Annotated in this window: 14 protein-coding genes and 1 tRNA gene; 6 read left to right on the forward strand and 9 right to left on the reverse strand. The window is 60.5% G+C overall.

What is annotated here, in order from left to right; translation table 11 throughout:
* Window positions 1-2 precede the first annotated feature (2 nt).
* A tRNA-Leu gene (locus tag AX760_RS10360) sits at window positions 3-87 on the forward strand.
* A gap of 324 nt (window positions 88-411) precedes the next feature.
* On the opposite strand, the gene AX760_RS10365 is transcribed toward AX760_RS10360, so the two are convergent.
* Both AX760_RS10365 and AX760_RS10370 read right to left on the reverse strand, forming a co-directional pair.
* On the reverse strand, window positions 412-636 hold the full coding sequence (locus AX760_RS10365) for a hypothetical protein (RefSeq protein ID WP_071832802.1): 225 nt from the start codon (window positions 634-636) through the stop codon (window positions 412-414).
* 132 nt (window positions 637-768) lie between these two features.
* Window positions 769-1,272: a peptide deformylase gene (locus AX760_RS10370; RefSeq protein ID WP_071832803.1), complete on the reverse strand. Its 504-nt coding sequence runs from the start codon at window positions 1,270-1,272 to the stop codon at window positions 769-771.
* A 247-nt stretch (window positions 1,273-1,519) separates the two neighbouring features.
* On the opposite strand from AX760_RS10370, the gene mgtE reads away from it, so the two are divergent.
* Both mgtE and AX760_RS10380 read left to right on the forward strand, forming a co-directional pair.
* Window positions 1,520-2,947 carry a magnesium transporter gene (mgtE, locus tag AX760_RS10375; RefSeq protein ID WP_071832804.1) on the forward strand — a complete coding sequence of 476 codons (1,428 nt, stop codon included), beginning with the start codon at window positions 1,520-1,522 and terminating at the stop codon, window positions 2,945-2,947.
* A gap of 64 nt (window positions 2,948-3,011) precedes the next feature.
* Complete coding sequence (locus AX760_RS10380; RefSeq protein WP_071832805.1) at window positions 3,012-3,416, forward strand: MerR family transcriptional regulator; 405 nt, start codon at window positions 3,012-3,014, stop codon at window positions 3,414-3,416.
* Window positions 3,417-3,441: 25 nt separating this feature from the next.
* On the opposite strand, the gene AX760_RS10385 is transcribed toward AX760_RS10380, so the two are convergent.
* The 3 genes from AX760_RS10385 to AX760_RS10395 all read right to left on the reverse strand — a co-directional run bounded on the left by AX760_RS10385 (window position 3,442) and on the right by AX760_RS10395 (window position 5,707).
* Window positions 3,442-3,915: a methyltransferase family protein gene (locus tag AX760_RS10385; protein WP_071832806.1), complete on the reverse strand. Its 474-nt coding sequence runs from the start codon at window positions 3,913-3,915 to the stop codon at window positions 3,442-3,444.
* Window positions 3,912-4,931: a heparan-alpha-glucosaminide N-acetyltransferase gene (locus AX760_RS10390; RefSeq protein ID WP_071832807.1), complete on the reverse strand. Its 1,020-nt coding sequence runs from the start codon at window positions 4,929-4,931 to the stop codon at window positions 3,912-3,914. Before AX760_RS10390 ends, AX760_RS10385 begins: the two co-directional genes overlap by 4 nt.
* Window positions 4,932-5,014: 83 nt before the next feature.
* Window positions 5,015-5,707 (reverse strand): DUF599 domain-containing protein, encoded by a 693-nt coding sequence (locus tag AX760_RS10395; protein WP_071832808.1) that lies wholly within the window; start codon window positions 5,705-5,707, stop codon window positions 5,015-5,017.
* 251 nt (window positions 5,708-5,958) lie between these two features.
* On the opposite strand from AX760_RS10395, the gene AX760_RS10400 reads away from it, so the two are divergent.
* Both AX760_RS10400 and AX760_RS10405 read left to right on the forward strand, forming a co-directional pair.
* Complete coding sequence (locus tag AX760_RS10400) at window positions 5,959-7,359, forward strand: L-serine ammonia-lyase (RefSeq protein ID WP_071832809.1); 1,401 nt, start codon at window positions 5,959-5,961, stop codon at window positions 7,357-7,359.
* 73 nt (window positions 7,360-7,432) lie between these two features.
* Entirely contained in the window at window positions 7,433-7,870 is a 438-nt protein-coding gene (locus AX760_RS10405) for a DUF1489 family protein (protein ID WP_071832820.1), read from the forward strand.
* Window positions 7,871-7,944: 74 nt separating this feature from the next.
* On the opposite strand, the gene AX760_RS10410 is transcribed toward AX760_RS10405, so the two are convergent.
* The 3 genes from AX760_RS10410 to AX760_RS10420 form a co-directional block, all read right to left on the reverse strand.
* Window positions 7,945-8,214, reverse strand: a complete 270-nt coding sequence (locus tag AX760_RS10410; protein ID WP_071832810.1) for a hypothetical protein — start codon at window positions 8,212-8,214, stop codon at window positions 7,945-7,947.
* Between the two features lie 80 nt (window positions 8,215-8,294).
* Window positions 8,295-9,752: a D-alanyl-D-alanine carboxypeptidase gene (locus AX760_RS10415; RefSeq protein ID WP_083531140.1), complete on the reverse strand. Its 1,458-nt coding sequence runs from the start codon at window positions 9,750-9,752 to the stop codon at window positions 8,295-8,297.
* 171 nt (window positions 9,753-9,923) lie between these two features.
* Complete coding sequence (locus AX760_RS10420; protein WP_071832811.1) at window positions 9,924-10,661, reverse strand: hypothetical protein; 738 nt, start codon at window positions 10,659-10,661, stop codon at window positions 9,924-9,926.
* Between the two features lie 149 nt (window positions 10,662-10,810).
* Here AX760_RS10420 and AX760_RS10425 point away from each other — a divergent pair, with 149 nt between their 5' ends.
* Window positions 10,811-11,137, forward strand: a complete 327-nt coding sequence (locus AX760_RS10425; RefSeq protein WP_071832812.1) for a DUF6949 family protein — start codon at window positions 10,811-10,813, stop codon at window positions 11,135-11,137.
* Between the two features lie 150 nt (window positions 11,138-11,287).
* Here the strand turns inward: AX760_RS10425 and AX760_RS10430 are convergent, their stop codons facing one another.
* Entirely contained in the window at window positions 11,288-11,899 is a 612-nt protein-coding gene (locus tag AX760_RS10430; protein ID WP_071832813.1) for a transglutaminase-like cysteine peptidase, read from the reverse strand.
* Between the last annotated feature and the right edge of the window lie 68 nt (window positions 11,900-11,967).

The raw sequence follows: 11,967 nt of genomic DNA on the forward strand, positions 1-11,967 counted from the left end.
ATGCGGTCGTGGCGGAATTGGTAGACGCGCAGCGTTGAGGTCGCTGTGGGGCAACCCGTGGAAGTTCGAGTCTTCTCGACCGCACCAAAAACTAAACCCGCTTCGGCGGGTTTTTTTATGTCCGGAATTCTGGGGTCCGCTTAGGGTGATGGGCAGGAGAAAAAACCGCTCGAAAAATCCTGACGCGCCGTGGCGGAAACGGGCGGCGATCGAACGCATCGCTCGATAGGACGGTCGCAACAAACTGCGAGATCGTGACGTCAGGGGAAGATCTTCGGAATGTATTCCGGTCGATTCAGGTGTTTGCCGAGCGGAGCTGGACCGCGGCATCTTCGCGACGTCCAGGACGATCACCAGCGGTGATCGTCCAATCAATGACTTTCGGTGACTGCGCTGCCGCAGCAGATGCCGTCAGGAGGCCATGGCGTCCGTATCCGACATCAGCATCCGTGTCAGCTTGATCTCGCTGCGAATGCCATGCTGGAAAAGATGGATGACGCGCGCTGCATCGTCTGCGGCTTCCGGGCTGTCAATTGCCAGGCCCTTGCGTCTGCAGACGTCGTTGAAAATGCGCTGCAGCATGCCAAGATCCTCCGGCGATATGTCTGGAAGCACTTTTCTGTTGTCCGTGTGCATGGCTTGCTCTCCCCGTATGTCGGCGCGTTTACGGGTCCATGGCTAGGCGGTACGGCGAAATCGCACAATTAACTTTGATATGTCCGACCGCTATTTTTCGAACCTTAAATATATCCGGGCGGTCATGCCCCTTCAATCGGGCTGGTTGCGGAGCTTGTCGAATCGCTTGTTGACGCGGTCCCGTTTCAGGCGTGACAGGCGCTGGGTCCAGAAAAGTCCGTCGAGCTGGTCGATTTCGTGCTGCAGGCAGATGCCGAGAAGGCCGTCCGCCTCGTCCTCGCGCGGTTCGCCACTGAGCGTTTGGTAACGAATGCGAACCGAGCGCGGCCGCTCGACCTCTTCCGTCACACCCGGCATCGAAACGCTGCCTTCCGCATGGCGCAGGATCTCGGATGCGCTGGAAATAACCACCGGGTTGACATAGGTCCGCACGCCCGAGCCAGCATCCAGTTCGATGACGGCGAGGCGCAGCATGACGCCTATATGGGGCGCGGTGATGCCGATGCCTGGGGCAGTGCGCATCGTCTCGAGGAGATCCTGTGCCAGAGCCGCAAGAGCCGCGTCAAATTCGGTAACAGCGGCAGCCGGTGCGCGCAGCAGCGGGTGGGGAAAGCGAAGAATGGGTCTGATGGTCACGGTGCAGGCTCCTGCGTGGGTCCTTCAATGCAGCCCTTTTTATAATATTTTGCAACAGCTTGGACAAAAATTCCGACGTTGTGGGCGCACGCGGCCCTGACCTGTGGACCTTGCTGCCGGTTTGCGCTAGCAAAACGCGACAGGTCTCGTTCACGAGGCATGCAATCAACCGGCATTTGGCATTTTCGCCCCGTCTCCATCAGGCTAGGCCTGTCAGGAGATGCGGCAGCGGTTTCGAGGGCAACAGATGAGCGACACCGGCGAAGACGATCGTAAGCAAGGCCCTGTCGCCGCGGAGATCCGCGAAGACCAGGACATCTATTCCGAAGACGGGTCCGTCCGGTCGGATTATCTCATGCATGTCGGCGCAGCGATTGCCGACCGCGATCTGCTTTACCTGCGCCAGCACGTGGCGCGTCTTCATGCCTCCGAAATGGGTGACCTTCTCGAAGCCATCCAGGCCGAGCAGCGGCGCATGCTGGTCTCGCTTCTGGGCGATGATTTCGATCTTTCGGCGCTGACCGAGGTGGACGAGGCGATCCGTCTCGACATCGTCGAACACCTGCCGAACGACCGTATTGCGGCGGCGCTCGGCGAGATGGATTCCGACGATGCGGTCTACATTCTCGAGGACCTCGATCAGGAGGATCAGGAGGAGATCCTCGCCAAGCTGCCGTTTACCGAACGGGTGCGACTGCGCCGCTCGCTCGATTATCCGGAAAGCACCGCCGGCCGACGCATGCAGACCGAATTCGTTGCGGTGCCGCCGTTCTGGACCGTCGGCCAGACCATCGACTACATGCGCGAGGATGACGATCTGCCGGAGAGTTTTACGCAGATCTTCGTTATCGATCCGACGTTCAAGCTTTTGGGCACGCTCGATCTCGATCGTGTTTTGCGCACCAAGCGCTCGGTCAAGATCGAGACGATCATGCGCGAGACCAATCATCCGGTTCCCGCCGAAATGGACCAGGAGGAAGCGGCACAGCTGTTCGAGCAGTACGACCTTCTGTCGGCCGCCGTCGTCGACGAGAACAACCGCCTCGTCGGCGTTCTGACCATTGATGACGTCGTCGATGTCATCCAGGAAGAGGCCGAGGAAGACCTGATGCGCCTTGGTGGCGTCGGCGACGAGGAACTCTCCGATTCGATCGGCAGCACGTCGCGCTCGCGCGTTCCGTGGCTGCTCGTCAACCTGCTCACCGCCTTTCTCGCAGCCTCGGTCATCGCCCTGTTCGAGGCAACCATCGAGCAGATCGTCGCGCTCGCCGTGCTGATGCCGATCGTGGCTGGCATGGGCGGCAATGCCGGTTCACAGACCATGACCGTCACGGTGCGTGCGCTGGCCACCCGCGATCTCGATATCCACAATGCCTGGCGCATCGTCCGCCGCGAAGCGGGTGTCGGGCTTTTGAACGGGCTGCTGTTCGGTGTCTTGATCGGTATCGTTGCCGGCGCCTGGTTCCAGGATGTCAATCTTGGCGGTATCATCGCAGTTGCCATGCTGATCAACATGATCGCAGCGGCGCTGGCGGGCATCATGATCCCGCTGCTGCTCGACAAGTTCGGCGCCGACCCCGCTGTATCCTCTGCTGTTTTTGTCACCACTGTCACCGATGTAACGGGCTTCTTTGCCTTTCTCGGCCTTGCAACCTGGTGGTTCGGCATTCGCTAACAATGCGAACGACTGGCAAAAGTTTGACTTTTACGTCAAAGTCAATAAACTCATCCTGCAGTCGATGCGGACGAGAGATGGCGTGAACAAATACTATAGCATTACGGAACTGACACGGGAATTTGGTGTTTCCACGCGCACGTTGCGGTTCTACGAAGACGAAGGTCTTATCCATCCGGAGCGCCGTGGCCGCACGCGCCTGTTCCGGTCCGCCGACCGTCGCCTGATCATGGAAATCCTGCGTGGTCGCCGCATCGGCTTTACCATCGCCGAAATCCGCGAAATCATTCAGGTCTACAAGGATCCGCCGGGCGAATCCGGACAGCTTCGGCTGCTGATGAAACGCGTCGAAGAAAAGCGCGACGAACTGCGTCAGAAACGCAAGGATATCGACGATACGCTCGAGGAACTCGGCAATGTCGAGGAAGCCTGTCTGACGCGACTGGCAGAAATCGGCGTCAGCACCTGAGCCGTCTCGTCACGCCGTCGTTTGGTCAGAGCCAGCGGCTGGTGTGGCGGCAATAACGTTCGAATTCAAATCCAAACCGCGAATGCAGGTGCCGTTCCTCGCAACGCACCGCGAAGGCGGTCATGATGGTCGTCGTCGCAATTGCCGTGACGAAGAACCAGGGATTGAGCATGATCAGCCCGACGCCGACCATCAGGAACGTATAGCCGAGATAGATCGGATTGCGGGTGAGCCGAAACGGCCCGCAGGTGACCAGATGCGCGGATCCCCGATGCGGCATCACGGTGGTCTTCCTGTCGATCAGCGTTTTCATCGCCCAGATGTCGAGCGAAACAGCCAGAATGACGAAGCTCGATCCGGCAATCCAGGGCGCCCAGCCATTGCTGTGCACGACACCGATCGGGTGGATCCGTCCAAGCGCCAGCGCCACCAGGATCGCCGCACCGTACAGGAGCGGCGGCCAGGGGAAATTCAGCGGCTTGGCACGGTAGGCGTTCATTCCTGGTCCTTTGCGCGTGCATCCATAGTGCACTGTCCGGCGATTCGGGCAATCCGGTCGTCGGTGGTGCCGTCGATTTCACCCGCGTTCCAGGCCGTGAACAGGTTTTCCTCCAGCATCTTGTTCAAGGTGCAGCCGCAGAATGCGGTGCAGAACGGCTCCGAATCCTGCTGCCGGCAGGTTGCCGTGCACTCTACGTTGCGCAGCGACAGGGGATCGGGCTTGGCCGCCGGAAAACCAAGTGAATAAACATAGACCAGCCCGATCAACAGCGGTTGGTGCAGCAGGTAGAAGGCAAGGCTGTGCCGCCCTCCCGCAATCAACGTCGCCTGCCACTTGGGCAGCGCTGTCCGGGTCTCCAGCGGGCGGTTCAGCCATTGCCTGGAAACCGCCAGCCGCGCCGCCGCAATACCCGCCAGGAAGGGCGCAAGCCAGGGCAGCAGCGGCACATAATCGTTGGAGCGCGGCAGGCTTTCCGACAGGCCGACCCACCAGAGGGCAGGGCTGTCGAAAAAACTCGACCGCAGGTAGTCCGGCGCCAGAAAGGCAGCGACCGCTGCCAGAAGCGTGATGGCCACCGGTAGCCGCAGAAACAAAAGGCCGACAAGGCTGGCTGCCGCAATGGAATGCAGGATGCCGAAAAAGATGAAGCTTTGCGGAAAGGCCAGCCGCGTCGCAATCGTGATGACGAGCGCTGCACCGGCGATTTTGGCAAAGCGGATGGCAAAGGAGCGGCCGCGCAGCACCGGATAGTGCCCGAGCACGAGGCTGAACCCGGCCAGGAAAAGAAAGCTGCTGGCGATTATCCGCGCATAGAGTTTCCACAGACCGGCGCCGGTCGTGCCAGCGTCGATATAGCCGAACAACTCCAGATCCCAGGCGAAGTGATAACTGGCCATGGCGATCAACGCGAAGCCGCGCAACGTGTCGATGGCAAGAATGCGGCCGCGCCGCGTTTTCGGTGACGCCGCGCGCTCTTCCGCGCCACGCTCTCCCGATGCGTTGGTGGTCGACATGAATGTGGCTTTCCGGTTTTACGATAGGCAACAGGGACGTTGTGACAGGCGCATGGCCTTGCAACGCCCTGGCTTTGTCTTTCTCAGGGATTTGTGTCTTCAAGAAGGGTGGCGCGCGCTTCGGAAAAAAATTGCCGCCGCAGGAGCACGAAGATCACGAATGTGGTGAGAACGATCAGCACATAGGGGCTTATGAACCAGCCCAGATAGCCGATCGACAGAAAGATCGTGCGCAGGCCGGCGTTGAAATGTTTGGCGGCCATGATGTTGAGGTCCGCTGCCCGTTCGGCCGCGCGCTTGGCCGCCTCCGGATCCCGTGCTGCATCGCCCATCATCGGAATGCCGCCCATCAGGATCGAGCAGTAGTTGAACAGGCGATAGGACCAGCCGAACTTGAAGAAGGCATAGCCGAAAAGGCAGATCAGGCCACCCACCTTCAGTTCGAAGCCGCTGCGGCTGCCATGAAAGACGAAGGGCAGGTCGTTGAAGATCGCCTCGACCTGATCGGTCGCCCCGAGCAGCGCAAAACAGCCGCCGAGCGCAAAGATCGTCGTCGACGCAAAGAAGGCGGTGCCGGCCTGGAGGCCGGCAATGATCTGCGTGTCGATCATCTTCAGGTCACGGCTGAGCGAATTGCGGATCCATTTGCGGCGTTGCTCGTTCATCAGCCGGGTCAGGCTGACACGCTTGAACAGCCGCTGTCCGTCGGTTGCCCAGTTGAACCCGGCCCACAGAAGCGCAAAGATCGCCAGCGCTGTATAATCCACGATTGTCATGCATCGTTTTTCGCAGGAATTTGACAAAATGCAAGACAGGCCAAAAGTTTACATCGCCTCTTGCAATGTGCTGGCCACCATGACGACATGCGACGGGGCGACCCTATCGCCGCTTTTGCGGATGCGCATGTCGCATGCGCAGAACCTGATGTCGGTTGGTCGCCTGATGGCGGCAGCCGGATGGCCTAGGCTTTCGTCACAGTTGATTTTGATGCGCTGCAGGCGCTGTCCAGTTCCGAGGCGGGTTTCGAATGTTTCTTTCGGTTTTTGATGTCTTCAAGATTGGGATCGGCCCGTCGAGTTCGCACACCATGGGGCCGATGTCGGCGGCAGGGCGCTTCCTCGATCTTGTCCTGTCGAGCGACTGGCCGCGTCCGGCCAATGCTCATGTCGCGGCGGTCAAGGTCAGCCTGCATGGTTCGCTGGCCCATACGGGCATCGGCCACGGCTCGGGTCGCGCCGTCATTCTCGGTCTGATGGGCGAGCGTCCCGACCGTGTCGATCCCGATCATATGGATGCGATCATCGAAAAGGTCGAACGCTCCGGCCGCATCATGCCACCAGGCCATCCTGCGTATGATTTCCAGCCGAAGACCGATCTTGTCTTCGACAAGAAGGTGCCGCTGCCCGGCCATGCCAACGGCATGTCCTTTTCCGCCTTCGATCGCGACGGACGTCTTTTGTTGAAGCGTGTCTATTATTCGATCGGCGGCGGCTTCGTCGTCACCGATACCGAACTGGATGCCATGAAGGCGAGCAAGAACAAGCCGGATGGCGTCAAGGTTCCCTATCCCTTCGGCACCGCCCGGCAGATGCTCGAAATGGCAGCCCGCTCCGGACTGTCGATTGCCCAGATGAAGCGGGCCAACGAGGAATGTTCGATGTCGCCTGAAGAGCTCGATGCCGGTCTCGACCGCATCTGGGCGGCGATGAAGACCTGCATCGATCGCGGCCTCACGCAGCACGGTATCCTGCCCGGCGGTCTCAAGGTCCGCCGCCGCGCCGGCCTCATCCACGACAAGCTGCAGGACGAATGGCGCTCCAACAAGGTCAATCCGCTGCTCGCCAATGACTGGTTGAGCGTCTATGCCATGGCGGTCAACGAGGAGAATGCGGCCGGTGGCCGGGTCGTGACCTCGCCGACCAATGGCGCCGCCGGCGTTGTTCCCGCCACGATCCGCTACTACCTGCATTTCCACGAGGATGCCGATGTGCAGGGCATTCGCGACTATTTGATGACGGCTGCGGCAATCGGCGGCATCATCAAGTTCAATGCCTCGATCTCCGGCGCCGAAGTCGGCTGTCAGGGCGAGGTCGGCTCCGCCGCTGCCATGGCCGCTGCTGGCCTTGCCGCCGTCATGGGCGGTTCGCCCGAGCAGATCGAGAATGCGGCCGAAATCGCGCTGGAGCATCATCTCGGCATGACCTGCGATCCGGTCGCGGGCCTGGTGCAGGTGCCCTGCATCGAGCGCAATGCACTGGGGGCGGTCAAGGCGGTCACGGCGGCGTCGCTGGCGGTCAAGGGCGACGGTCAGCATTTCGTGCCGCTCGATGCCTGCATCGAAACCATGCGCCAGACCGGCGAGGACATGAACGAGAAATACAAGGAAACCTCGACCGGCGGCCTGGCCGTCAATGTCGTGGAATGCTGACACGGCCTTAGCGATTGTGGATCGCAGCGGAATCGACTTGACCCCGAATGGTCAACGGGTGTTCAAAGCCGGCATGGCCTTAAACATGCTCAAGCTTTGTGTCGGTGCGGATTCCCTCGATGATCTGCGCGACTGGGTTGCCCAGCGCGCATTGCTGGCGATCGCCGCCGGCCTCGAACCGCATTCGACGCACACGACCCGCATGGTGCCGAAACGCGTCGAAGAACTGCTCGACGGCGGCTCGCTCTACTGGGTGATCAAGGGACAGGTGCAGGCCCGCCAGAAATTGATCGGCATCGAAACCTTCAAGGATGCGGATGGCATTGGCCGCTGCAACCTCGTGCTCGGCCCTGAAGTCATCGAGACGGAATACCAGCCACGCCGGGCCTTTCAGGGCTGGCGCTACCTGCAGCCAGCACAGGCACCGCGCGATCTGGCTTCGCTGTCGGGCGAGGGCGGCGAACTGCCGCTGGAACTGCGGCGCGAACTCGCAGAGCTCGGTCTTCTCTGATCTGGTATAATCGGCTGTTCCGAACGAAAAAGCCCGGACACATGGGCCCGGGCTCTGTTTGTTCTGTCCGCCCTCTAGCGGATCCGGATGCGGATCGGATAGCGGCCCGACGGCGACGTCACGTGGACGTGGATGTCGGCATCCGGCTGCGTCGACCGCCAGGCGCGGGCGCCGTGGGTCAGCAGTAACGCCACCAGATCCTTGGTCTTGGACCGCGGACGGTTCAGACCGATATCCGCAATCCGCATGGCGGCTTCGTGAAGCGGATGCAGACCGAGACGCGGTGACTTGCGCTTCTGTTCCAGCAACGGCCCGCTGCCGGGCCCGTTCTCATTCATTCCCATAACTGACCTCGTTACGCAGTACCAAATCCGAGGAGGACCGCCGGCAAACACACGCCGGAGATCGAAACTTTATGCTGTCGCTATTGCAGGCTTGCCCAGCAGGCGAAACCCTTCCCCTTGAGGATCTTGCAGGCCGACAATGCCTTGTTCTGATTGCTGAAACCGGCAAAACGGGCGCGGTAGAGCTGGCTTCCGCCATTGGTGAAGGCGACGGTGAATGGCTGGGCGCCACGCAGAGCCTTGCCGCCCTTGTCCTTGGCGCTGTCGAGCAGTGTCATGGCCTGCACCTTGTCCGGCGTTGCGCCGATCTGGATGACCCAGCCCTCTGGTGCAGCCGGTGTCGAGGCCGTGGTGACCTTGTCGACGGAATGGGTTACCTGCTCGTCGATTTCAACCGATGGAACCGGCGCTGCACGGGCGATCTTGCGGCTCTGGGCGTCGAGCGTGTCCGGCTGGACGACGTCCGCAAGCACCGGGTTGCTGCTGGCTGGCTTCGACGCTGCGGCATAGGCGACTTCGATGCTTTTTGTGGTCTCGCCGCTGTATCGGAAATCCGGAACAGGGCCTTTGTTCGGCAGATTGAAGCTGCCGCCACGGGCAGCCGCAACTTCCTCGACGGCCTGAACGGTCGGCGAAACAGCCGTTTCCGCCACAAGGTTTCCGGAACCGCGACGCGAAGCGACGGGCATGTATTTGGCAACGAGCGCCCGCATCTGGGCATCGCGCGAACCGCCGGACTTGCCGCCGAGCACGACGCCGACAATGCTGCGGCCGTCGGCCTGGGCGGAGGTTACGAGATTGAAGCCGGATGCGTTGGTAAAGCCGGTCTTGATACCATCCACGCCACGAACATTGCCGAGCAGCCGATTGTGGTTGCCGATCGTCTGCTTGCCGAACTGGAAGCTGCGTGTCGAGAAGTAACCGTAATATTGCGGGAAGTGCTGGCGCAGCGCGAGGCCAAGACGGGCCTGGTCACGCGCCGTGGTGATCTGCGCGCTGTTCGGCAGGCCATGGGCGTTGCGATAGGTCGTGCGCGTCATGCCAAGCGCGCGGGCCTTGTTGGTCATGATGCGGGCAAAACGGTCTTCCGATCCGCCAAGCATTTCGCCGAGCGCCGTCGCCGCGTCATTGGCCGACCGCGTCACGAGGGAAAGTATGGCCTGCTCGACAGTAATCACCTTGCCGGCGCGAACGCCGAGTTTGGAAGGTTGTTCCGCCGAGGCGTTCTTGGAAAAGGGAACCGGCGTGTTCTTGCTGATCTTGCCGGCTTCGAGCGCTTCGAACGTCAGGTACAAGGTCATCATCTTGGTGAGCGAGGCCGGGTAGCGCAAGCTGTCCGCTTCCTCGCTGTAGAGAACCTTGCCGGTCTTTGCATCAACGACAATACCGGCATATTTTCCAGCAGAAGCGGTGGTGGCGAGCGACAAGGACGCAACCAGAGAAACCAGCAATATCCTGCAGGCTTTCCGGAAGAATGGGACAGGGGTGTGTTGAACGCAATCGATCGATGGGGATTTGGACACTACACTACTCTTCATTCTTTTTCACTGATGACGTCCGGCCGTCGCCTCCAGAAACGTCCGTTCTGAAAACTCTAGCGGCATAGCGTTACCAATCGGTTTATGATGAATGATTGGTTTCAGTATTCTGCGTCCGGGATTGCATCTGACCCGTTTTGTCATCGATCAGCCGCGTCGGACCATGGGGTCTCATGGCGTCGTGACGAGACGTGTGGCCACGAAGTCCTGGATGGCCTTGTCGATGGCTTGCCATTGTGGCAGCAATTGGCTCGAAAAGCGGTAGAGCACAACAAGATCGCGGCCGGCATGGATATCGCGCTGGCAATCGGCACTGGTCGAGAAGGCCGGGGACTGTGGCAGGATGCAGCGAACGGCATAGGGAGGAACTCCTGCCTTTTCGGCAGTGAACATGATCTCGTCGCCATAACCGGACTTTTTCTTCATGGCCTGGCGGGAAAGGCCGGCTGGTCCTGGTGCCGGCGCGCCCTCGAACAGGTGTTTGTAGATCGGCTCCAGCCGTCCCGACATGTCGCGCGACATGGTGCTTTGCGAAATCTGCAGAAAAATCAGGTTTTCCGGGTGATCGACGTCATTGAACAGATGCCGGTTCCCGTCGGTATACCCTTCAAGCTGCGGCCAGGTGACGTAAAGGTCCGTCCGTTCGGCAGTTCCGGTTATACGCTGGTCTTCGAACCGGATGACGTTTGCCGGCAGGCGCAGATGGTCCTGGCCGATGAAGATGTCTGTCGTCTGCGTGCTCGCCGTATGGCCCGCCTGCGCCAGATTCTGCCCGAACCAACGTCCCGCCATGCTGATACCGATTGTCAGCGCCGCCAGAGCGACGGCGACCGCCGTCACCCGATACAGGAAGCGCGGTGAGATCAGCGGGCTGTGGTCATCGGCGGATGCTGGGGAAGAAACGCTCATTGGGGGATCGCTGTCCTGCATTCGAAAAAATACCTGGAACGGCAGGTGCTCCGGGGGAGGCCGGCGTCCCGGAATGGCACAGCCGCAAGCGGCACAGGTCTTGCAGTTGGTCTTGTCTATCCGCCACGCTGCTCCAACATGGTTAATTTATGGTGAATTTTGAGACGATCCTTCTGATCCTTGCTGCCGGTTTCGGTGTTTCCTTCCTTGTGATGGATGCCGGCCGACTGATGGTCGGGCCGGCATGGCCGCAAACGACAAGGGAGTGGCAGGGTAATTTCCGGCCGGTGCCCATGCTTCTCGCCCTGTCTGCTGGGCCGGCGCTGTTTGTCGCTGCCCTCTGGCGCATGTGGCGCGGCGGTCGCCTGCCGGTTGTCGATTGCGCCATTGCCGCTGTGATCGCCTGCGCCTGGGCGGGCTGCTACGGTGTTCTTGTCCTCGAAGGTGTCGCGTTCCTGGGGCGCTCCGTCGCTTGAAGGGAGACGAAATAAAAAGGCCGGTTCCGGGGACAGCGGAACCGGCCAGCAGGGCCTTGGTCGGGGACGGGGATGGGGACTGACCGAAGCCCTTTTATCTGCAATCCCGGGGACATTCAGGGATTGCAAATTCTCTGGAGTCGCAGGTGTCTATTGCGTGCGCACGGTACCCACAGCGACGGCACGACCATCCTGAAGCTTTACCCAGCGACCGGCATTTTCGGTCGATTGCCGCTTGAGGAAGGTATATTCGGTGTCCGACCACAGCAGCACCTTGTTGCGCATGTTGTCGAGAACGAAATCGCCGCGATCGGTCCGCACCGTCAGTACCGCATGGCCATCGCCATTGGGCTGGAGCACCACTGTGATCAACAGGTCGGAGGGGGAGAACCCGTCTTCGATCAGCTTCTTGCGCTTCAAAAGCACGTAGTCTTCGCAATCCCCGACCGTGTCGGGATAGGCCCAGCGCTCCTCGACGCCGTAGATGTCCTTGTCGGTCATCGGCGTCACGGCTTCATTGACGTCGTAATTGACCTGAAGAAGCGTCTTCCAGCCTTCCCGTGTCAGCACACCCGGTTGGCCAGTGCTGGCGTTCTGCCGGCATTCGCGCGGCATTGTCTTGCAGAATTCGTAATGCCCGACGGGCGGATTGGTCGCGCCCGACGTTGCCATGTTGGCGGGAAAGGCCCAGGCAGCCTGTGTCGCCAGTCCCGCAAGCAGTGTGCCGAGAAGCCCGGCCTTCACGATTGTCTTTGCTGTCATTTTCTGTCTCCCCGTTCTGGTTTGACAATGACACCGAGTTTTTTATTGCTCGCGAAAATCGGAAGTAC

Source organism: Pararhizobium antarcticum, assembly GCF_001885585.1.
Classification (GTDB): domain Bacteria; phylum Pseudomonadota; class Alphaproteobacteria; order Rhizobiales; family Rhizobiaceae; genus Pararhizobium; species Pararhizobium antarcticum.